Here is a 21911-nt window from a genome sequence, read left to right on the forward strand (position 1 = left end):
TCGGCTCCGCCACCAGGATTCGAACCTGGACAAACGGCTCCAAAGGCCGCTGTGCTGCCGTTACACCATGGCGGATCGCACCGAACAGGCTACCGGCGCTCCGAGCCGTCGCCTCCATCCGCCAGGATGGAGGCATGCCCTCGACCGCTGCCGATGTCGTTGCAGTCGCGGTCACGTTCAAGCCGGACGAGGCCGTGATCAGCGAGGTGCTGGAGCGCGCGGCCCCGCAAGTCGGGAATCTCGTCGTGCTCGACAACGCGACGCCCGCGACGGACGGCGCGCACTGGAGCGAGCGCGTCCGCCTGCCGGACGGCGTCGAGGTCGAGCTGAGGCCGACGAACGCCGGCCTCGGGGCCGCCTACAACCGTGCAGTCGCGATCGCGCGCGGTCGCGGGGCGCAGTTCGTGCTGCTGCTCGACCAGGACTCGCTCCTCGAGCCCGGTTGCGTCGACGCCCTCCTGCGGCACGCCGACCTGCGCGCCGCCCGAGGCCCCGTCGGCGCGGTCGGTCCCACGTTCGTGGATGCGCGAAGCGGCGAGCGAGCGCCCTTCGTGCGCTTCGGGTTCCCGCTCAACTCCAAGTCGCATGCGCCGAGCGGCGGCGACGTCGACGCCGACTTCCTCATCTCCTCCGGCTCGCTCATCCCCCTGAGCGCGCTCGACGCGGCCGGACCGTTCGATGAGGGCCTCTTCATCGACAGCGTCGACATGGAGTGGTGCTTCCGGGCCAGGGCAGCGGGGCTGCAGCTCGTCGGCGTCGCAGACGCCCGCATGCTGCACACGATCGGCGACGAGCTCATCGAGCTGCCCGGCGGCGCGACCATGTTCGTGCACTCGCCGCTGCGGCTGTACATGATGACCCGCAACCGCGTCGCGCTCTGGCGACGCCGCGGGACGCCGCGCGTCTGGACAGCGCAGGACGTGCCCCGGATGGTGCTCAAGCTCGCCCGCATGACCGCGTTCGCGCGGCCCCGCGCCGTGAACGCCCGGGCCATGCTCGCCGGTGCCCGCGACGGATGGCGCGGCATGCAGGGGCCGCCGCCCGGCGCGCGCCACTAGCCTGGGGTGCGACACCACCGCACACGATGGGAGACCGACGTGCCCTCGATCGCCGTCATCGTCCTGGCCGCAGGCGCCGGCACGCGCATGAAGAGCCGCACGCCGAAGCCGCTGCACCCGCTCGCGGGCAAGCCGCTCATCGCCCACGTGCTGAGCGCCGCGGGCGAGCTGCACCCCGACCGCATCGTCGCCGTCGTGCGCCACGAGCGCGACCGCATGGCGGAGGCGGTGCTCGAGTTCGCGCCGCACGTCGTCATCGCCGACCAGGACGAGGTGCCCGGCACGGGCCGTGCCGTCGAGCAGGGCCTCGACGCGCTCGCCGACTTCGACGGGCACGTCGTCGTGCTCTCGGGCGACGTGCCGCTCATCGACGCCGACACGCTCCGCGCCCTCATCGAGCGGCACGAGCGCGAGGGCAACCAACTGACGCTGCTCTCGGCCCACTTGCGCGACCCGAGCGGACTCGGCCGCATCGTCCGCGACGAGGCGGGCGCCTTCGTCCGCATCGTCGAGCAGAAGGACGCGAGCGACGCCGAGCGCGCCATCGACGAGGTGAACGGCGGCATCTACGTCTTCGACGCGACCGCGCTCCGCCAGGCGCTCCGCACGATCGACCGCGCGAACGCGCAGGGCGAGATGTACCTCACCGACGCGGCCGTGCGCATCCAGGCGACCGGCGGCCGCATCCAGGCGGTGCCCGCGCCCGACGAGTGGGCCATCTGGGGCATCAACGACCGCGTGCAGCTCGCCGCCGCCGCGCACGTGCTCAACGACCGCATCATCCGCCGCTGGCAGCGCGAGGGCGTCACGATCGTCGACCCCGCCTCGACCTGGATCGACGTCGACGTCACGCTCGCCGAGGACGTCACGATCCTCCCCGGCACGCAGCTGCACGGCGCGACCGCGATCGCGGCCGGCGCCACGATCGGCCCCGACACGACGCTCGTCGACACCGAGGTCGGCGAGGACGCGGTCGTGAAGCGCACCGACGCGACCCTCTCGGTGATCGGCGCCCGCGCATCCATCGGTCCCTGGGCCTACCTGCGCCCGAACTCGGTCGTGGGCGAGGACGGCAAGATCGGCACCTTCGTCGAGACGAAGAACACGCAGCTCGGCGCGGGCAGCAAGGTGCCGCACCTGTCGTACATCGGCGACGCGACGATCGGCGAGGGCTCGAACATCGGCGCCGGCACGATCACGGCGAACTACGACGGGGTCGAGAAGCACCGCACGACGGTCGGCTCGCACGTGCGCACCGGGAGCGACAACGTCTTCGTCGCCCCCGTGACGATCGGCGACGGCGCCTACACTGGAGCAGGCACGATCGTCCGGAAGGACGTCGAGCCGGGCGCGCTGGCGATCTCGGTCGCACCGCAGCGCACCGTGTCGGGCTGGGTCGAGTCGAATCGGCCGGGTTCGAAGGCAGCCGACGCGGCAGCAGCGGCGGGCACGCAATCACCGAACGCCTAGGAGGCACCCGAGTGGGATCGATCGTCGCGAAGAACCGCAAGCACCTCGTGCTCGCGACCGGCAGGTCGCACCCCGAGCTCGCGCGGGCGGTGGCTGCGGAGATCGGCACCGACCTCATGGAGGTCGACTCCCGCACCTTCGCGAACGGCGAGATCTACGCCCGCTACACGGGCTCGGTGCGCGGCTCCGACGCGTTCATCCTGCAGTCGTACGGCCGCCCGGTGAACGAGTGGCTCATGGAGCAGCTCATCATGGTGGATGCGCTCAAGCGGGCGAGCGCGAAGCGCATCACCGTGGTCATGCCGTACTACCCCTACTCCCGGCAGGACAAGAAGGGCCGCGGCCGCGAGCCGATCTCGGCGCGGCTCATCGCCGACCTCTTCAAGACCGCGGGCGCCGATCGCATCATGTCGATCGACATCCACGCCTCGCAGATCCAGGGCTTCTTCGACGGCCCCTTCGACCACCTGTTCGCGATGCCGGTGCTGCTCAAGCACTTCCAGGACACGATCGCCTCCGACAACCTCACGGTCGTCTCGCCCGACATGGGCCGCGTGCGCGTCGCCGACGTGTGGAGCGACAAGCTCGGCGCGCCGCTCGCGATCATCCACAAGCGCCGCGACCCGCTCGTGCCGAACCAGGTCTCGGTGCACGAGATCGTCGGCACGGTCGAGGGCCGCACGTGCCTGCTCGTCGACGACATGATCGACACCGGCCGCACGATCGTGAAGGCGGCGGAGGCGCTCAAGGCCAACGGGGCGACGAACGTCGTCGTCGCCGCGACGCACGCGATCTTCTCGGAGCCGGCCCCGAGCATCCTGAACTCCGACTTCATCGACGAGGTCGTCGTCACCGACACGCTGCCGCTGCGCGACGACCAGCGCTTCGACAAGCTGCGCGTGCTGTCGATCGCGCCGCTGCTCGCGCGCGCGATCACCGAGGTCTTCGAGGACGGCTCGGTCACGAGCCTGTTCGACGGCGCCGCCTGACGGAGCCGCGCGGGTGACGTGGCACCGCGCCGGAGGCGGCCAGCCGACCGACGACGGGCCCGGCGCCGCGCCGCGCGAGCCGGTCACCCCGAGCCCGATCGGCCCCGCGCGGGCGATCGTGGCCGGCGCCGCGGCCGTCACGCTCGCCGCCGGGGTCGCAGCGGCGATCCTCCTGGTCATCACGATCGTGGTGGCGATCCTCGTCGAGGAGCTCGCGCCCGACCACGGCGTCGACCTCGTGGCCCGCGGCGCGCTCGCGAGCCTCGGCATCCTCGTGCTGATCGGGGTGATCGGCGAGCCGCTCCGACGGGGCGTCGCACGGATGATGCTCGCGCGCGACGCCGCGCGCCTCCCGCGGGGAGCGACGCCGCCGACGGTCGAGCGCACGGGCCTGCACGCCGGTCCGCACGGCACCTTCATGGGCGCCGGGACGGCCGCGATCATCGTCGGGGCCATCCTGCTCCCGATCGGGCTCCTGCTCGCGACCGACGACCGCGAGGCGCTCGCGGCGCGCGTGCTCGTGCCGACCGTCGGAGCGGTGCTGCTCGCCGGCGGCATCGCGCTCGTCAACCTGCACCACCGCACGGGGCCCGCGCGACGGCGATGGTCGGCGCGCTACGAGGCGCTCTCGGCGCGGTGGGGACGCGCGACGCTGCCCGTGCCGCGCGCGCACGAGCAGCGCCGCCACCGCATCCTCAACCTCGCGAGCGGACTGACGGGCGTCGGCGGGATGATCTTCGTCGCTGGCATCCTCATGCGCCAGCCCGGCCGCTGGGCCGATCCGGTCTCGTGGGACGAGCGAGGGGAGCAGGCGATCGACGGGCTCCTGCTCACGGGCGCGACGGTCATGGGTGCCGCCCTTGCCGTCGTGCTGCTCATCCAGGCCGGGCTGCTCGTCTGGACAGGCGTGCGCGACGGCCGCACCGTGCGCGCGCTCGAGCGCGGCGATCGCGTGCGCCTCGAGCACGTCGACGCCGTGCTGCTCGACGCCGCCCCGCTCGAGCGCGTCGCGATGGTGCTCGGGGTCGTCGGCTGGCTCGTCGCGTCCTACGGCTGGGCGCCGACCTTCATCGGGGCGGTCGAGTCAGCCGAGGAGGTCGCCGACATCCAGCAGGTCACCGCGCTCGCCCTCCCGGGGCTCGCGACCGTCGCGGCCGGATGGCTGCTCGGCACGATCGGCGCCGCGCGTCTGCGCGCCCGTCGCGCGCGCATCCAGGCCGTGCTGCTGCGCGACCCGCGACCGTCGGCCCCGCCGCCCGCCGAGCGCACCGACCGAAGCGCGGATGCCGTGCGCGACGTCGCGCTCAACGCCGGCGGCACGATCCTCTGAGGTGCGCCCGGTAGGGTCTGCCGCACGGAGGTCCAGATGGCGACATGGCTCGGTCCCGCGCTCAGGTTCATCGGCGGGAACGCGGTGCGGTACGGCCCGCTCGCGCTCGCGTGGCTGCAGCAGAATCCCGATGTCGCCGACCGCATCCAGGAGCAGGTCGGCAAGCTCCGGCGCTCGGATGCACAGAGCCCCGAGGCGATGCGGAAGACGCTCGAGTCGATGCGCGAGCAGGTGGAGTACTTGCGCGACAGCGCCGACGACGGGCCGGAGCGGATGCGCGCGAAGGCGTGGGCGGCGTCGCTGACGAAGCTCGAGCACGCGGTGAAGATGCTGAGCGGCGGGGCCTCGAAGACCGACCTCAAGCGGCTGCGCGCGAGCATCGACCGGCTCCGCGGCGAGATCCTCGACGCCTTCCTCGCCGAGCAGATCGAGGACGCCGGGGGACCGGCACCGCTCGAGCGGGGCGCTCAGCCCGAGCGCTGACGCGCTGACCCCGCGTAGGCTGGCGGGATGCAGCCGCGCACGTCGATCGCGCTCGAGTGCGCCTACTTCGACGCCGATCGCTGCCGCTCGTGCACGCTGCTGCCGACGCCCTACGAGCGGCAGCTCGCCGACAAGCAGCGCGCGGTCGAGGCGGCGCTCCCGGCGATGGTGTGGGATGCGCCGCACGCCAGTGCCGTCGGCGGGTTCCGGAACAAGGCCAAGATGGCGGTCGCCGGCACCGTCGACGCGCCCACGATCGGCATCCTCGCTGCCGACGGCTCGGGGATCGACCTGCAGGCGTGCCCGCTGCACGAGGCGCCGATCGTCGCCGCGATGCCGGTGCTCGAGCGGCTCGTGCGCGAGGCGCGGCTCACCCCCTACGACGTGCCGAGCCGGCGGGGCGAGCTCAAGCTGCTCATCGTCACGGCCTCGCCCGACGGCGAGCTCGCGGTGCGCCTCGTGCTGCGCTCGACGGAGTCGCTGTCGCGCATCCGGAAGCACCTCGGCGTGCTCGACGCGCTGCCGATCGCGTCGCTCTCGGCCAACCTGCAGCCCGAGCACAAGGCGGTGCTCGAGGGCGAGGAGGAGCTGCTGCTCGCGGGCGAGGGCGTGCTCGTCATGCGCGTCGACGGCATCGGGCTGCGGCTGCGGCCGCGCAGCTTCTTCCAGACGAACACCGCCGTCGCGGCGGGGCTCTACCGGCAGGCGACCGCGTGGCTCGACGAGGCCGACCCCGAGAGCGTGCTCGACCTCTACTGCGGCGTGGGCGGCTTCGCGCTCCACGCCGCGCGCCCCGGCCGTCGGGTCGAGGGCGTCGAGGTGACCGCCGAGGCGATCGACGCGGCGCGCGAGAGCGCGGCCGAGCTCGGGGCGGATGCGTCGTTCTCGGTCGGCGACGCGACCGCGGTCGACCTCGAGGGCGCGAGGGCGCCGGAGCTCGTCGTCGTGAACCCGCCCCGCCGGGGCATCGGCGACCTCGCCGCGCGACTCGACGCATCCGCCGTCGACCGCGTGCTCTACTCGAGCTGCAACCCCGCCTCGCTCGCGCGCGACCTCGCCGCGATGCCGGGCTTCCGGCCGGTGCGCGGCCGCGTGTTCGACATGTTCCCGCACACGGGGCACGCCGAGGTGCTCGTCGAGCTCGAGCGCCGCTGAGCTGCTCGCGGGCGGAGGGCCGTCCCTGTCGATTGGCCATGCTCCGCCATTGCTGACATGGTGGAAGCACTGGCCACGGGCCAGCACCGGCGCTCGAACGCCATGACCGGGTCGCATGCTGCGCATCGCTGATCCGAACGCGGCGCCGGTGGCGCTCCGCGGGAGACGCTCGCGGGATCGAGCCGGGCTCGACGAGAGCCGTGCGCGCGGCATGCCCTTCGGCGTGCCCGCACGGCGGCCTCGAAGCGCTGAACGAGAGGAACCGGATGCCGCCTGCCCAGGAGATCGCCCAGCTGGGGATCGGACTCGTCATCGTGCTGCTGCTCGTCTTCTACGGCGGCACGATGCTGATGTCCCTCAGGATCGGCCGGAGGCGCGAGAACGCCGACGGCTACATGACCGCCGGCAACCGGATCGGGTTCGGCGTCTCCGCCGCGTCGATGACGGCCACCTGGATCTGGGCCTCGTCGATGTACGCCTCCGTGACGGCGGGCTACACCTACGGCGTCTCCGGGCCCATCCACTACGGGCTGTGGGGCGCGCTCATGATCCTGTTCATCTACCCGTTCGGCAAGCGCATCCGGGCTGTCGCGCCGCGCGCGCACACCCTCGCCGAGGTCATGTACGCGCGGCACGGCCGCTCGTCGCAGCTCATGCTCGCCGGCTCGAACGTGCTCGGCTCGCTCATCTCGCTCACCTCCAACTTCATCGCCGGCGGCGCGCTCATCGCGATGCTCTCGCCGCTGAGCTTCGGCACCGGCATCCTCATCGTCGCGGCCGGTGTGCTGCTCTACACGCTGTGGTCCGGCTTCCGCGCCTCGGTGCTGACCGACTTCGCGCAGGTGCTGTGCATGCTGGGCGCCGCGGTCGTGGTCATCCCCGTCATCTTCTTCGCCGCCGGCGGACCGGCGATGTTCGAGGCCGGCGTCGCTGCCGGCTCGGTGACTTCGCAGCAGCAGGACTTCCTGTCGTCGGATGCGTTCCTCAACCAGGGCGCTCCCTACATCGCCGCCGTGCTCGCCTACGCGATCGGCAACCAGACGATCGCCCAGCGCCTCTTCGCGGTGCGCGAGGACCTCATCAAGCCGACCTTCGTCACGGCGACCGTCGGCTACGGGGCGACCGTCATCGGCGTCGGGATGCTCGGCGTCATGGCGCTCTACCTCGGCATCACCCCGCTCGACGGCGACGTCAACAACCTGCTCCCGCAGATGGCGGCGACCTACTTGCCGTGGGCGCTGCTCGCGCTCGCCTTCCTGATGATCATCGGCGCGCTCTCCTCGACCGCCGACTCCGACCTCTCGGCGCTCTCGTCGATCGTGATGGCCGATGTCTACGGGCAGTCGGTCGGCAAGGAGAAGGCCAACCCGAAGACGATGCTGCTGATCGGCCGCATCACGATGGTCGTCGCCACCGGCGCCGCGCTGTACTTCGCGACGAGCCAGCTCAACATCCTCGACCTGCTCGTGTTCGTCGGCGCGCTGTGGGGCTGCCTCGTCTTCCCCGTCATCGCGTCCTTCTACTGGCAGAAGGTCACGAACATGGCCTTCACGGTGTCGGTCATCGCGGCGCTCGTCGTCTTCCTGCCCGTGCGCTTCGAGTGGGTGTCGCTCACCGGCGTCCTCGCGCTGCCGATCGAGCTGCTCGCGACCGTCGGCATCGGCGTGGTGCTCAGCATCATGGCCTTCGGCTTCTTCGGACTGCGGGTCGGGGTGGCGGTCGGCGTCGTCGCGACCCTCGCGGCCGCGCCCTTCACGCTCTTCTTCCTCCGCGACTACACCGTGCTCTCCGCGTCGCTCGTCGCCTACGCCGTCTCCTTCCTCGTCTGCTGGGCGATGTCGGTGCGGTCGAAGCAGCGCTTCGACTTCGCCACCATCCGCCGCGTGACGGGCGACTTCGACACGGCGGAGACGGCGACGGCCGACGCGCCGGCCGAGGTCGTCTCGGACCCCCGACCCGGCGGCGACGCCCCCGCCCACGCCCGCGACTGATCGGAGCACCACATGACCATCGCACTGACCGCCTACGTCCTCGTCTGGCCCGTGATCGTCGCGGGCGTGCTCGCCGTCATCTCGCGCGGCTTCTTCCGCGAGCTGCGCGCGGCCAAGAAGGAGGGCCGCCCGATGATCTGAGGCCCGGCCCGCACGACGCGAGCCGCGGGGCGACCGCCGGCTCGCGTCGCACGGGGCAGGGCGTCACCGACCGTTCACCGCGCAGCGCTACCGTCGCGTCGTGAGCACCCTCGAGCGGCGGATCGGCGTCCCCGGCGCGATCGCGATCGGCCTCGGCTCGATGATCGGCGCCGGGCTCTTCTTCGTCTGGGTGCCGGCCTCGCAGCTCGCGGGGGAGTGGCTGTGGCTCGCGCTGCTGCTCGCGGGCGGGGTGGCGACGCTCAACGCGATGTCGACGGCGCAGCTCGCGATGCGCCACCCCGTCTCCGGCGGCGCCTACGCCTACGGGCGCGCCGAGGTCTCGCGCGCGGTCGGCTTCGCCGCCGGCTGGATGTTCCTCACCGGCAAGACCGCCTCGGCGGGCGCGATCGCGCTCATCGCCGCGCGCCACATCTGGCCCGAGCAGGCGCAGTGGATCGCGGCAGCGCTCATCGCGGCGCTCGCGATCGTGAACATGGCCGGCATCCGCTCGACCGTGCGCGTCACGACCGTCGTCGTCGCGATCGTGCTCGCGCTCGTGGCCGCCGCGCTCGCGTGGTCCGCGCTCGGGCTGCCGACCGCATCCGACGCCGGTCTCGAGACCCTCGCGCCCGTGACCGCCAACCGCGTCGCGGGTGCGCCGGAGGGGCCGCTCGGCGTGCTGACCGCCGCGGGCGTGCTGTTCTTCGCGTTCGCGGGCTACGCGCGCATGGCGACCCTCGGCGAGGAGGTGCGCGATCCCGAGCGCACCCTGCCGCGCGCGATCGGCGCGGGGCTCGCGATCGTGCTCGTGCTCTACGGCCTCGTCGCGTGGGCGACGACGGCGACGCTCGGGGATGCGCTGCCGGCGTCGGCCGCGCCGGTGGCCGACCTCGTCGGCGCGGGATGGCTGCACGCCCTGCTGCTCGGGGCGGCGGCGCTCGCAAGCGTCGGCAGCCTCACCGGCATCCTCGCCGGGCTCTCGCGCACGGGCCTCGCGATGGCGCGCCACCGCGACCTGCCCGGACCGCTGTCGTTCGTGTCGGCGCGCTCGAAGGCGCCGGTCGTCGCCGAGGCCGTCACCGCAGCGGTCGCGATCGCGGGCGTGCTGCTGCTGCCCGTGGCGCAGCTCGTGGCGTTCTCGTCGACGTGCGTGCTGACCTACTACGCGGTCGCGCACCTGAGCGCGATCCGGGGCGCTCGACGGACGACGGATGCGTCCGCGCCGCGGGCGCGCTGGTGGCTGCCGCGCTGGGTGCCGGTCGCGGGCCTCGCGCTGTGCGCGCTGCTCGTCGGCACCCTGCCGTGGCCGGGCGTCGTCGCGGCCGCGGCGTGGCTCGCCCTCGGCCTCGCCGCCCGCGCTCTCCTGCGCCGCTGACTGCTCGCCCCGCCGCCCCGCAGTCGCAGAGTGTCGGGACTCTGCGCTTCCGAGGCTGCGGGCGAGCGGCCGGGCGGGGCGAGCGGGCGTCAGTGCGTGTCGACCGCGGCGATCTCCGAGCGGTCGCCCGACCACTGCGTGTGGAACGTGCCTTCGCGGTCGACGCGGCGGTACGTGTGCGCGCCGAAGAAGTCGCGCTGCCCCTGCACGAGCGCGGCGGGCAGCCGCTCGGCGCGCAGCCCGTCGTAGTAGGCGAGGCTCGACGAGAACGCGGGGGAGGGGATGCCGGCCTGCGCCGCCGCGACGACGACGCGGCGCCACGCCTCCTGCGTGCGCGCGATCGCGTCGCGGAAGTACGGCGCGACGACGAGCGCCGGCAGCGCCGGGTCGGCAGCGTACGCCTCGGTGATGTGGTTGAGGAACTGCGCCCGGATGATGCAGCCGGCGCGCCAGATGCGGGCGACCTCGCCCTTCTGGATGTCCCACCCGTACTGCTCGGCCGCCGCGACGATCTCGTCGAAGCCCTGCGAGTACGCGACGATCTTCGACGCGAACAGGGCCTGGCGCACGTCCTCGACGAACGCATCCGCGTCGTCCACGCGCCACGAGCCCGAGGGTCCCGGAAGGTCGCGCGCCGCCGCCCGCTGGTCGAGCCGCGACGAGAGCGAGCGCGCGAAGACCGCCTCGGCGATGCCCGAGACCGGCACGCCGAGGTCGAGCGCCGTCTGCACCGTCCACGCCCCGGTGCCCTTCGCGCCGGCCGCGTCGAGGATGACGTCGACGAGCGGCTGCCCCGTCGCGGCGTCGACCTGCCGCAGCACCTCGGCGGTGATCTCGATGAGGTACGACTCGAGCTCGCCCCGGTTCCACTCGTCGAAGACGTCGGCGATCTCGGCCGGGCTCTTGCCCGTGCCGCGGCGGATGAGGTCGTAGGCCTCGGCGATGAGCTGCATGTCGGCGTACTCGATGCCGTTGTGCACCATCTTGACGAAGTGGCCCGCGCCGTCGGCGCCGATGTGCGTCACGCACGGCTCGCCGTCGGCGACCGCCGCGATCGAGCGCAGGATCGGGCCGAGCGTCTCGTACGACTCGACCGTGCCGCCGGGCATGAGCGAGGGGCCGTTGAGGGCGCCCTCCTCGCCGCCCGAGATGCCGCAGCCGACGAAGTGGATGCCCGTCTCGCGCACCGCGGCCTCGCGCCGGATGGTGTCGGTGAACAGCGCGTTGCCGCCGTCGACGATGATGTCGCCCGGCTCGAAGACGCGCACGAGCTCGTCGATGACCGCGTCGGTCGGGCGGCCCGCCTTCACCATCACGATCGCGGTGCGCGGCCGCTGCAGCGAGGCGGCGAGCTCCTCCATCGTCGCCGCCTTCACGAAGCCCGCCTCGGGGTGCGCGGCGATGAGGTCGTCGGTCTTCGACGTCGTGCGGTTGTACACCGCGACGGTGTTGCCCTCGCGCGAGGCGAGGTTGCGGGCGAGGTTCGAGCCCATCACGGCGAGGCCGACGACGGCGATGTTGGCGGTGGTCACAGGGGGTCCTCCTGGAGGCTCGGGGATACCGCCAGGCTACCGAGGGGCGGATGCGCGGGGCACGCGAGCCGCGGAGCGCGCCCGGGCCGGCCGCGGCGAGCCCGGGCGGGCTCCCAGCAGGCGGGGCTACCGTGCCGCGCATGCAGATCGGGTACAAGCTCTTCGCCGAGGACGTCGCCCCGAAGGAGCTCATCCGCCGTGCGGTCGAGGCCGAGCGGGCGGGCTTCGACTTCGTCGAGATCAGCGACCACTTCCACCCCTGGCTCCCGGAGCACGAGCACTCGTCGTTCGCGTGGGCGATCCTCTCGGCGATCGCGGCGAAGACCGAGTCGCTGCGGCTCGCGACGGGCGTCACGTGCCCGTCGATCCGCTACCACCCGGCGATCATCGCGCAGGCGGCGGCGACGCTGCAGATCATCTCCGACGGCCGATTCACGCTCGGCATCGGCGCGGGCGAGCGGCTGAGCGAGCGCATCGTCGGCGAGGGCTGGCCCGAGGTCGGCGACCGCCACCGGCGGCTCCGCGAAGCGCTCGAGATCATCCGGATGCTGTGGTCGGGCGGGGTGCACTCGTACCGCGGCGAGTTCCTGCGGCTGACGGACGCGCGGGTCTACGACCTGCCCGAGGTGCTGCCCGAGATCGTCGTCGCGGCGGGCGGGCCGCAAGCGGCCGAGCTCGCGGCCGAGCTCGGCGACGGCATCTTCTCGACCGATCCGGATGCGTCCCTCGTCGAGGCGTGGACGGCCGCGGGCGGCGACGGCCCCCGGTACGCCGAGGCGCCGACCGCGTTCGCGCCCGACGTCCGCTCGGGCGCCGAGTCGGCGCACCGGGCCTTCCGCTTCGGCCCCCTCGGCTGGAAGGTGCTCGCCGAGCTGCCCGACCCGGCCGCCTTCGACGAAGCGACCGCGGCGATCGACGTCGACGCGATGGAGGAGGCCTTCGCGTGCGGGCCCGACGTCGAGCGGCACCTCGAGGTGATCGAGCCGTACCGCGAGGCGGGATTCGACCACATCGCCCTCATGGACGGTGGACCCGACCCCGACGCCTTCTTCGCGTTCTTCGCCGACGAGCTCGGGCCGCGCCTGCGGGCGTGATCGGCGAGCGCGGCGACGCGACTCAGCGCGCGGCGATCGCCCGGCGCGTGACCGACATGTCGCGGTCGCCGTACCCGCGCTCGACGATCTCGTCGAAGAAGGCGCGGAGCGCCGGCAGCAGCGCGGGGTCCGTGCCGGTCGCCTCGGCGACGTCGGCGGCGAAGCCGAGGTCCTTCACGAGGTAGCGCGCGATGCCCGACGGCGAGTCGTCGCCGCGCACGAGCCGGTCGCGTCGGCTCTCGAGCAGGTTCGAGCCCGCGTAGCCGCCGCCGAGGAGCGTCCAGAGCGCCTCGAGGTCGAGGCCGGAGCGCTCGGCGAGCACGGTCGCCTCGCCGAGCGCGCTGATCGTCGCGGCGACGACGAGCTGGTTGCACGCCTTCGCGACCTCGCCCGCGCCGAGCGGGCCGAGGTGCACCGCGCGCCCGCACGGCGCGAGCATCGCCGCGGCGCGGGCTGCGTCGGCTGGGTCGCCGCCGAGCATGATCGAGAGGGAGCCGGCCTCCGCGCCGTCGACGCCGCCCGAGACGGGGGAGTCGACGACCCGCGCCCTGCCGCCCGTGGCGTCGGCGAGCCGAGCCGCGAGCTCGCGCACGCCCGTGGGCGACGAGGTCGAGCCGATGAGCACGAGCAGCTCACGCTCGCCACCGAGTCCCGCGAGCAGCCCGTCGGGCCCCTCGAGGGCCGCCTCGAGCTCGGGCAGGTCGGGAAGCATCGACAGCACCGTCGCGGCGCGCTCCGCGAGCTCGCGCGGCGTGGCGGCCCACGTGGCGCCCGCCTCGACGAGCGCGGGCCGCGCCGATCGGCTCGAGATGACCGTCGAGCGGCCGGCGGCGAGCAGCCGGCGCACCATGGGCTCGCCCATCGCGCCGGTGCCGATGACGCCGAGGGTCTCGTCGCGCGAGGCGCGGGTCGATGCCGTGTCCATGCGTCGAGGCTACGGCCGCCCTCCGCGTCGACCAGCATGCCGAACGATGTCCACTCCGCTGGCGGGGGCCGTAGGGTGGCGGCGACGACTCGACCGCGAAGGAGCGGAAGCCATGCCCCAGCCCGACGGCCCGACCGAGCGCGACCCGGCACCCGCGGTCTCGCGCGCCCTGCGCATCCTGACCGCCCTCGCCGATGCGGACGGCGCGCCCATGACGCTCAGCGACATCGCGCGCGCGCTCGGGCTCGCGAAGTCGTCGACCGCCAACCTGTGCGCGGCGCTCGAGGACGGGCGCATGCTCGAGCGCGAGGCCGGGGGCTACCGGCTCGGGCGCCGCACGGCGGAGCTCGGCGGCGCGTTCGCGCAGCAGTTCAACCAGGTGCGCGAGTTCTACCGCGTCGTGGCCGCCTCGCCCGTGCTGCAGCGCGAGGTCGTGCAGATCGCGATGCTCGACGGCACCGACGCGCTCTACCTCGCGCGCCACGAGGGCCGCTCGCCCTACCGGCTCGGCACCCCGCTCGGCTCGAAGCTGCCGGCGGCGCTCAGCGCGACCGGCGTGGCGCTCCTCGCCGAGCTCGACGACGACGCGGTGCGCGCGCTGCTCGCGCCGACGGAACCGTTCCCGCGGCTGACGCCCGGCAGCATCACGACGGTCGACGAGCTGCTGCCGCAGCTGCTCGAGGTGCGCGAGCGCGGCTACGCGGTCGACCGCGGCGGCTCCTTCGGCGGCATCACGGGCGTCGCCGTCGCGCTCGAGCCGTGGGCGCCGGCGGATCCGCCGCTCGCGATGGGCGCCGCGCTCCCGGCCGAGCTCGCCGACGAGCAGCGCATCGCCGAGGTCGGGGCGGGGCTCCTCGCCGCCGTCGCCGTGCTCACCAACCCGCTGCGCGGTCCGCGCTCCTGACGCACCCTCGCTACTGTTCACAGTATTGAACAGCGTTCACTCCGCTGGTACAGTCGGCGGCAGCAACGACGCGATCGCACGACTGTCGAAGGAGATGGACCGTGTCCGACACCACCGCGCAGCACCCCGCGCACACCGACGACCCCGAGTACGCGGCGAACCTCCGCCGCGCGACGCTCGCCTCGAGCGTCGGGAGCGCGCTCGAGTACTTCGACTTCGCGCTCTACGGCCTCTTCTCGGCCCTCATCTTCGGCCAGCTGTTCTTCTCGAACCTGCCGCCGGAGTTCGCGGTCGTCGCCTCGCTCGCCTCCTTCGGCGTCGGCTTCCTCGCCCGCCCGCTCGGCGGGCTCTTCTTCGGCACGCTCGGCGACCGGCTCGGGCGCAAGTGGGTGCTCGTCGTCACGATCGGGCTCATGGGCGGCGCGACGACGCTCATCGGCGCGCTCCCGACCTACGACCAGATCGGCATCTGGGCGCCCATCCTGCTGACCGTCCTGCGGCTCGCGCAGGGCTTCGGCGCGGGCGCCGAGCAAGCGGGTGCGACGGTGCTCATGGCCGAGTACGCGCCGGTCAAGCGGCGCGGCTTCTTCTCCGCCCTGCCGTTCATCGGCATCCAGCTCGGCACGCTCCTCGCGGGCCTCGTGTTCTCGCTCATGTCGCTCCTGCCGGATGAGGTCTTCTTCGGCTGGGCCTGGCGCATCCCGTTCCTCGCGTCGTTCCTGCTCATCCTCGTCGCGCTCTTCATCCGCCTGCGGCTGCGCGAGACGCCGACGTTCGTCGAGCTCGAGAAGCACGACCAGATCTCGCAGCGCCCGATCCGCGAGATCTTCACGAAGGGCCTTCCCGGGGTCACCGTCGGCGTCGGGCTGCGGATGGCCGAGAACGGCGGCTCCTACATGTTCCAGACGCTCGCGCTCGCGTTCGTCGCGGGCAACTTCCTCGCGAGCCCCGTCGACCGCGGCATCGCGGCGTGGGGCGTCACGATCGGCGCGCTCATCGCGATCTTCGTGCTCCCGCTCACCGGGCACCTCTCCGACCGCTTCGGCCGCCGCATCGTGTACCGCACCGGCGCCGTGCTCATGCTCGTCTACGCCTTCCCCGCGTGGTGGCTGCTCTCGCTCGGCGACCCGGTGACCGTCGTGGCCGTCATCGCGCTCGGCGTCGGCATCGCCGTCAACACGATGCTCGGGCCGCAGTGCGCGATGCTGCCCGAGCTGTTCGGCAACCGCCACCGCTACCTCGGCGTCGCGATGGCGCGCGAGATCTCGGCGGTGCTCGCCGGCGGCCTCGCGGGCGTGCTCGGCGCCTACCTGCTCGCGGTCTCCGACGGCGACTGGCTGCTGCCGGCCATCTACATGGCCACGCTCGCCCTCATCACGACCGCCTCGACGTTCCTCGTGCCCGAGACGCGCGCCCGCGACCTGCTGCGGCTCGACGACGCCGTGCGGGTCTCGCGCGACGAGTCCCGCAGCGACGCCGAGATCGAGGCAGAGCTGCAGCGGGCCTGATGCGCATCGCGAGGATCGCCGCCGGCGGCGCCGTGCTCCACGCGCGCACCGTCGGCGGCGCGGCCGAGGTCGGCGCCTGGGTGCCGATCGAGGATCCCTACGCGGCGTTCGCCGATGGCCGGCCGGCGGCCGACATCGGCGAGCCGATCCCCGGCGCCGAGGCGCGGCTGCTGCCGCCGGCCGCGCCGACGGTGCTCGTCGGCATCGCCCAGAACCGCGGGGCGTCGGAGCGCCCGCTGCCCGTGCAGGCGTGGCTCAAGAGCCCGCGCTCCGTCGTCGCGCACGGCGAGCCCGTGCGCGCGCGGCGCGATGCGGGTCGGCTCGTCGTCGAGGCCGAGATCGCGATCGTCATCGGCCGCGACACGGGCGATCCCACCGCGCCCCTGCTCCACGAGCGGAACGCGCACGAGTTCGTGCTCGGGGTGACCGCCGTCGACGACATCTCGTACCCCGACCGCGCCGAGCTCGACGAGCGCAACTTCGAGTCGAAGGGCGGCGACGGGTCGACCCCGCTCGGCCCCTGGATCGACACCGACGCCTCCATCGACGACCTCGCGCTCGCCCTCGAGCTCGACGGCGAGCGCGTGCGCGACTCGAGCGCGAGCGCGATGCCCGTGCCGGTGCGCGAGTCGCTCGCCTACGTCGCGCGCTGGGTGCGGCTCGGACCGGGCGACGTCGTGATGGCCGGCGCCCCGCTCTCCAACCACGAGGCCCGGCCCGGCCAGACCGCTGCCGTCGTCGTCGGCGACATGCGGCTCGAGACGCCCCTGCGCTGAGCCCGCGCCATCACTAGCCTGAACCGAGAAGGAGTCGCCATGCCCGAGCCCACCCTGAAGGTCGCCGTCGCGGTCAGCCTCGACGACGCATCCGCCGATCGCATCCGCGAGCTCGAGCCCCGCGTCGAGCTGCTGCGCGACGCAGGGCTCACGCGGCCGTGGCGCTGGCAGGGCGACTGGGAGGGCGACCCCGACTGGGAGCGCAGCCCCGAGCAGCAGTCGCGCTTCGAGGCGATGCTCGACCAGGCGGATGCGCTCTTCGGCATCCCGGACGTCTCGCCCGCCGCGCTCGCCCGCACCGTGCGCGCGAACGAGCGGCTGCGCTGGGTGCACACGACCGCCGCGGGCGGCGGCGGGCAGGTGCGGGCCGCGCAGCTCACCGAGGCGGAGCTCGACCGCGTCGTCGTCACGACGAGTGCCGGCATGCACGCCTCGACGCTCGCCGAGTGGGCGCTCTTCGGCGTGCTCGCGGGCGCGAAGGGGCTGCGGCGGCTCGAGGCCGACCAGGCGTCGCGCACGTGGGGCGACGGCCGGCGCCTCATGCGGCACGTGAGCGAGATGACCGTGCTCGTCGTCGGCCTCGGCGGCATCGGCAAGGTCGTCGCGGAGCGCTTCGCCGCGCTCGGCGCGACCGTGTGGGGCACGACCCGCTCGGGCGAGCCCGTGCCGCACGTCGACCGGCTCGTGCCGATCGACGAGCTCGCCGACGCCGCCGCGCACGCCGACGCGATCGTGTCGACGCTGCCCGGCACCGAGCGCACGACGGGACTGCTCGGCGACGACGTCTTCGGCGCCCTCCGCGACGACACCGTCTTCGTCAACGTCGGCCGCGGCACGGTCGTCGACGAGGACGCGCTGCTCGACGCCCTCGACGGCGGCCGCGTCGGCTTCGCGGCCCTCGACGTCACCGCGGTCGAGCCGCTCCCGACCGAGTCGCGGCTGTGGGAGCACCCGGGCGTGCTGCTGAGCCCCCACACCGCGGCGCTCTCGGTGCAGGAGCCGCGCCGGATCGCCGAGCTCTTCGCCCGCAACGCGACGCGGCTGCTCGACGGCGAGCCGCTCGAGAACGTCATGAGCACGAGGGAGTTCTACTGATGGACGCGCCGCGCGGCACCGCGCTGTTCGACCTCTCGGGCCGCACCGCGCTCGTGACCGGCTCGAGCCAGGGGATCGGCCGAGCGCTCGCGCAGGGCCTCGCCGAGGCCGGCGCGACGGTCGTCGTGCACGGCCGCGACGCGGCGAAGGCCGAGCGAGCGGCTGCCGAGATCGCCGAGTCGACCGGTCGCGAGACGCACCTCGCGCTCTTCGAAGTGACGGATGCGTCGGCGGTCGACGCCGGGATCGCCGACGTCGAGGCGCGCCTCGGCACCCCCGACATCCTCGTGAACAACGCCGGCATCCAGCGCCGCAACCCGATCGCCGACTTCACCGACGAGGACTGGCACGACCTCGTGGCGACGAACCTCACGAGCGCGTTCCTGCTCTCGCGCCGCGTCGCGCGCGGCATGATCGCGCGCGGCTCGGGCCGCATCGTCTCGATCGGCAGCGTGCAGTCGCAGCTCGCGCGCCCGTCGATCGCGCCCTACAGCGCGACGAAGGGCGCGATCGTCATGCTGACGAAGGGGCTCTGCGCCGACCTCGCGCCGCACGGCATCAGCGTCAACGCGCTCGCTCCCGGCTACTTCGCGACCGAGCTCACGCAGCCGCTCGTCGACGACCCTGCGTTCTCGGCGTGGGTCGCTGGGCGCACGCCGGCAGGCCGCTGGGGCAGGGTCGACGACCTCGTCGGCACGCTCGTGTTCCTCTCGAGCGACGCGAGCGCCTTCGTGCACGGGCAGACGATCTTCGTCGACGGCGGCATGACCGCCGTCGTGTGACGACCGGGGGAGGAGCGGACGGATGAGCGACGACCGGATGGCGGACAACCTCGGCCTCGTGGCCCACGCGAAGGAGGACGTGCGCGTCGAGGCGCTGCCCGAGCCGGTGCCAGCGGCCGACGAGGCGGTCGTCGAGATCGCCTTCGGCGGCATCTGCGGCTCCGACCTCCACTACTGGCTGCACGGCGCCGCGGGGCAGTCGATCCTGCGCGAGCCGATGCTGCTCGGCCACGAGATCGTCGGCACGGTGCTCGAGCCGGCCGCCGACGGCACCGGCCCCGCGGCGGGCACGCGCGTGGCGGTGCACCCCGCGACGCCGATCGACGACGGCTCCGCGCCCTTCCCCGCCGATCGGCCCAACCTGAGCCCTGCGGGCACGTACCTCGGCTCGGCCGCGCGCATGCCCCACACCGCGGGCGCGTTCGCGCGCCGGGTCGCGCTGCCCGCGCGCATGCTCCGGCCGCTCCCGGCGGGCCTCGACCTCCGGCTCGCATCGCTCGCGGAGCCCGCGGCCGTCGCGTGGCACGGCGTCGGCCAGGCGGGCGACGTCGAGGGCCAGCGCGTGCTCGTGATCGGCACGGGCCCGATCGGCGCGCTCGCGATCGCGGTCGCGCGGCACCACGGCGCGGCCGAGGTCGTCGCGACCGACCTGCACGAGCACCCGCGCGCCCTCGCCGAGCGGCTCGGCGCGCGCGCGATGGACGCGCGCGACGCCGAGGGCATCGCCGCGCTCCACGCCGACGTCGTGATCGAGTCGTCCGGCACGGTGCCGGGGCTCGCCGCCGCGATCAGCGGCGCCCGCCGCGGCGGCACGGTCGTCATGCTCGGGCTCCAGCGGGCCGGCGAGATCGCCGTGCCGATGGCGAGCGCCATCACGCGCGAGCTCACGCTCGTCGGCTCGTTCCGCTTCAACGACGAGATCGACGACGTGCTCGAGGCGCTCGCCGACGGCTCGCTCGACGCGGCGCCCGTCATCAGCCACGAGCTGCCGATCGAGCGCGGCCTCGACGCGCTCGAGCTCGCCCGCGACGCATCCGTATCCTCGAAGGTGCTGCTGACGTTCGGCGAGCACGAGGGAGTGGATGCATGAGCGAGACGCGATACCCGTCCATGATCATCATGGGCGTGCAGGGCTCCGGCAAGACGACGATCGGGCGGGCGCTCGCCGACCGGCTCAACATCCAGTTCATCGACGGCGACGACCTGCACCCCGCGGCCAACAAGCAGAAGATGGCCGGCGGCACGCCGCTCACCGACGAGGACCGCGTGCCGTGGCTCAAGGCGATCGGCCACGCGATCGCGACGGGCCGCGCCGAGGGGCGCATCACGATCGTCGCGTGCTCGGCGCTCAAGCGCTGGTACCGCGAGCTGCTGCGCGCGAGCGATCCGCAGCTCGTCTTCGTGCACCTCGTGGGCGAGAAGGGCCTGCTCGCCGACCGCATCGCGCACCGCGACCACGAGTACATGCCCTCGACGCTGCTCGACAGCCAGATCGAGACGCTCGAGCCGCTCGCCGAGTGGGAGCACGGCATCGCGATCTCCGTCGACCAGACCCCCGCGGCGATCGTCGAGGAGGTCACCCGCATCCTCATCGGCCGCGCGGCAGGCCGCACGGTCGAGCCCGGCCCAGAGACCACCATCACCGGCACGATCCCCCTGCCCGGGCGCTGACCGGCCCCGGCCTACCGCCCGCGCACCGCGGCAGCGAACGAAGGAGACGCACGATGGACGACCTCGTCCTCAACTGGGACCTCGGCACGGGAGGACTGCTGCTGCTCGCAGCCGGCTCCATCGCGCTGCTGCTCGTCCTGATCATGGCGTTCAAGATCCACGCCTTCCTCGCCCTCATGATCACGAGCCTGCTGACGGCGTTCGCGGCGGGCATCCCGTTCGACCAGCTGCTGCCCGCGCTGCGCTTCGGCTTCGATCCGACGCTCGGCAGCGTCATGCTGCTCGTCGCCCTCGGCGCGATGCTCGGCCGCATGATCGAGACGTCGGGCGGCGCGAGGGTGCTCACCGACAAGCTCATCGGCTGGTTCGGCGAGCAGCGCGCGGCGATGGCCGTCGGCGTCGCGAGCCTGCTCATGGGCTTCCCGATCTTCTTCGACGCGGGCCTCGTCGTGATGATGCCGATCATCTACGCGGTCGCGCGCCGCCTGGGCGGCTCGCTCCTGACCGTCGCGTTCCCCGCGGCGCTCGCCTTCAGCTCCATGCACATCTTCGTGCCGCCGCACCCGGGCCCCGTGTCGGCATCCGCGATCCTCGGCGCCGACGTCGGCCTCGTGCTCATCCTCGGCCTCGTCGTCGCGATCCCCGTCTGGTACCTCGTCGGCGTGCTCTTCGGCGGCTGGGTCGGCCGCCGCTACGACGTGGGCGTGCCGGCGATCCTCGACGGCACGCAGGAGGAGCACGAGGCGATGGAGTCGAACCCCTCGTTCGGCAAGATCGTCTTCCTGCTCGTGCTGCCGCTCATCCTGATCCTGCTCAACACGGGCCTCAACATGTTCGCCTCGACGACCGACGACGCGGATGCGTTCAAGGCCGAGCCGGTCGTCGCGCTGCTGCGCACCCTCGGCGAGACGCCCGTCGCGCTGCTCATCACCGTGCTCGTCTCGATGTGGCTGCTCGGCTGGGGGATGGGCAAGGCCGGCTCGCTCATCGAGAAGGTCGCCGACAGCGCCCTCGGGCCGATCGCCTCGGTCGTGCTCGTCACGGGCGCGGGCGGCATGTTCGGCGGCGTGCTGCGCGTCACGGGCATCGGCGACGCGATCGCCGAGTCGCTCAACTCGATCGGCATGCCGGTCATCGTCGCGGCCTTCCTCATCTCGCTCATCGTGCGCATCGCGCAGGGCTCGGCGACCGTCGCCCTCACGACCGCGGCGTCGCTCATGGCGGGCGTCGTCGTCGACGGCGGCTTCAATCCCGTCGAGGTCGCGGCGATCGTGCTCGCGACCGCGGCCGGCTCGGTCGGCTTCAGCCACGTGAACGACTCGGGCTTCTGGCTCGTGAGCAAGTTCTTCGGCCTCGACGTCAAGACGACGCTGAAGACCTGGACCGTCGCCCAGGGCCTCATGGCGATCGTCGGCTTCGTGCTGAGCTACGCGATCTACCTCATCGCGGGCGCGTTCGGCTGATCCGCGAGCCCGGGTGCCGGCCCGCGCGGCCGGCACCCGGGCGATGCGGTAGGCTCGGGGGCTGAACTTCGGCGAGGGATGCGGACGCATCCGTGATCGACGCGGTGGCAGCAGCAGGCACAGTCCTCACGCTTGGCGCGTTCGAGTCGACCTACGACGGGCTGCGGCC

20 protein-coding genes and 1 tRNA gene are annotated in these 21911 nt (G+C 73.3%); 18 read left to right on the forward strand and 3 right to left on the reverse strand.

Translation table 11 applies throughout. The features are described 5' to 3' along the window. Positions 1-4: 4 nt before the first annotated feature. Positions 5-75 (reverse strand) — tRNA-Gln (locus tag JQT67_RS11080). Positions 76-134: 59 nt separating this feature from the next. Between JQT67_RS11080 and JQT67_RS11085 the strand changes: the two genes are divergently transcribed. The 9 genes from JQT67_RS11085 (at position 135) to JQT67_RS11120 (ending at position 9992) form a co-directional block, all read left to right on the forward strand. After that, complete coding sequence (locus JQT67_RS11085; RefSeq protein ID WP_208064710.1) at positions 135-1058, forward strand: glycosyltransferase family 2 protein; 924 nt, start codon at positions 135-137, stop codon at positions 1056-1058. Between the two features lie 6 nt (positions 1059-1064). Beyond that, positions 1065-2528: a bifunctional UDP-N-acetylglucosamine diphosphorylase/glucosamine-1-phosphate N-acetyltransferase GlmU gene (glmU, locus tag JQT67_RS11090; protein ID WP_307864311.1), complete on the forward strand. Its 1464-nt coding sequence runs from the start codon at positions 1065-1067 to the stop codon at positions 2526-2528. Between the two features lie 11 nt (positions 2529-2539). Continuing rightward, positions 2540-3517, forward strand: coding sequence for a ribose-phosphate diphosphokinase (locus JQT67_RS11095; protein WP_208064711.1), 978 nt, complete (start codon positions 2540-2542; stop codon positions 3515-3517). A gap of 13 nt (positions 3518-3530) precedes the next feature. Beyond that, positions 3531-4847, forward strand: coding sequence for a hypothetical protein (locus tag JQT67_RS11100; RefSeq protein ID WP_208064712.1), 1317 nt, complete (start codon positions 3531-3533; stop codon positions 4845-4847). A gap of 36 nt (positions 4848-4883) precedes the next feature. Then, complete coding sequence (locus tag JQT67_RS11105) at positions 4884-5330, forward strand: hypothetical protein (RefSeq protein WP_208064713.1); 447 nt, start codon at positions 4884-4886, stop codon at positions 5328-5330. Positions 5331-5357: 27 nt separating this feature from the next. Beyond that, a complete protein-coding gene (locus JQT67_RS11110; protein ID WP_208064714.1) occupies positions 5358-6485 on the forward strand; it encodes a methyltransferase domain-containing protein in 1128 nt (375 codons plus the stop codon). 266 nt (positions 6486-6751) lie between these two features. Continuing rightward, positions 6752-8476 (forward strand): sodium:solute symporter family protein, encoded by a 1725-nt coding sequence (locus JQT67_RS11115; RefSeq protein ID WP_208064715.1) that lies wholly within the window; start codon positions 6752-6754, stop codon positions 8474-8476. 12 nt (positions 8477-8488) lie between these two features. After that, positions 8489-8617 carry a putative transporter small subunit gene (locus tag JQT67_RS13555; protein ID WP_243755934.1) on the forward strand — a complete coding sequence of 43 codons (129 nt, stop codon included), beginning with the start codon at positions 8489-8491 and terminating at the stop codon, positions 8615-8617. Between the two features lie 100 nt (positions 8618-8717). Beyond that, the gene (locus JQT67_RS11120; RefSeq protein WP_307864312.1) at positions 8718-9992 is read left to right on the forward strand and encodes an APC family permease; all 1275 of its coding nucleotides are present in this window, start codon (positions 8718-8720) and stop codon (positions 9990-9992) included. A gap of 89 nt (positions 9993-10081) precedes the next feature. On the opposite strand, the gene gndA is transcribed toward JQT67_RS11120, so the two are convergent. After that, the gene (gene gndA / locus JQT67_RS11125) at positions 10082-11524 is read right to left on the reverse strand and encodes an NADP-dependent phosphogluconate dehydrogenase (RefSeq protein WP_307864313.1); all 1443 of its coding nucleotides are present in this window, start codon (positions 11522-11524) and stop codon (positions 10082-10084) included. 140 nt (positions 11525-11664) lie between these two features. Between gndA and JQT67_RS11130 the strand changes: the two genes are divergently transcribed. Further along, a complete protein-coding gene (locus JQT67_RS11130) occupies positions 11665-12618 on the forward strand; it encodes a TIGR03557 family F420-dependent LLM class oxidoreductase (RefSeq protein WP_021064929.1) in 954 nt (317 codons plus the stop codon). Positions 12619-12640: 22 nt separating this feature from the next. Here the strand turns inward: JQT67_RS11130 and JQT67_RS11135 are convergent, their stop codons facing one another. Beyond that, entirely contained in the window at positions 12641-13543 is a 903-nt protein-coding gene (locus JQT67_RS11135) for an NAD(P)-dependent oxidoreductase (protein ID WP_208064716.1), read from the reverse strand. 112 nt (positions 13544-13655) lie between these two features. Here JQT67_RS11135 and JQT67_RS11140 point away from each other — a divergent pair, with 112 nt between their 5' ends. The 8 genes from JQT67_RS11140 (at position 13656) to JQT67_RS11175 (ending at position 21742) form a co-directional block, all read left to right on the forward strand. Then, a complete protein-coding gene (locus JQT67_RS11140) occupies positions 13656-14447 on the forward strand; it encodes an IclR family transcriptional regulator (protein ID WP_208064717.1) in 792 nt (263 codons plus the stop codon). 101 nt (positions 14448-14548) lie between these two features. Next, positions 14549-15955: an MFS transporter gene (locus tag JQT67_RS11145; RefSeq protein ID WP_021009977.1), complete on the forward strand. Its 1407-nt coding sequence runs from the start codon at positions 14549-14551 to the stop codon at positions 15953-15955. Further along, positions 15955-16731 (forward strand): fumarylacetoacetate hydrolase family protein, encoded by a 777-nt coding sequence (locus JQT67_RS11150; protein ID WP_208064718.1) that lies wholly within the window; start codon positions 15955-15957, stop codon positions 16729-16731. The genes JQT67_RS11145 and JQT67_RS11150 overlap by 1 nt, the downstream gene beginning before the upstream one ends. A 39-nt stretch (positions 16732-16770) precedes the next feature. Then, on the forward strand, positions 16771-17826 hold the full coding sequence (locus tag JQT67_RS11155; protein ID WP_208064719.1) for a D-2-hydroxyacid dehydrogenase: 1056 nt from the start codon (positions 16771-16773) through the stop codon (positions 17824-17826). Continuing rightward, positions 17826-18608, forward strand: a complete 783-nt coding sequence (locus JQT67_RS11160) for an SDR family oxidoreductase (protein ID WP_208064720.1) — start codon at positions 17826-17828, stop codon at positions 18606-18608. The genes JQT67_RS11155 and JQT67_RS11160 overlap by 1 nt, the downstream gene beginning before the upstream one ends. 22 nt (positions 18609-18630) lie before the next feature. Continuing rightward, the gene (locus tag JQT67_RS11165; protein WP_208064721.1) at positions 18631-19698 is read left to right on the forward strand and encodes an L-idonate 5-dehydrogenase; all 1068 of its coding nucleotides are present in this window, start codon (positions 18631-18633) and stop codon (positions 19696-19698) included. Next, the gene (locus tag JQT67_RS11170; protein ID WP_052588614.1) at positions 19695-20279 is read left to right on the forward strand and encodes a gluconokinase; all 585 of its coding nucleotides are present in this window, start codon (positions 19695-19697) and stop codon (positions 20277-20279) included. Before JQT67_RS11165 ends, JQT67_RS11170 begins: the two co-directional genes overlap by 4 nt. A gap of 53 nt (positions 20280-20332) precedes the next feature. Then, entirely contained in the window at positions 20333-21742 is a 1410-nt protein-coding gene (locus JQT67_RS11175; protein ID WP_208064722.1) for a GntP family permease, read from the forward strand. The last annotated feature ends 169 nt before the right edge of the window (positions 21743-21911 follow it).

The organism is Agrococcus sp. TF02-05, assembly GCF_017565345.1.
GTDB lineage: Bacteria > Actinomycetota > Actinomycetes > Actinomycetales > Microbacteriaceae > Agrococcus > Agrococcus pavilionensis.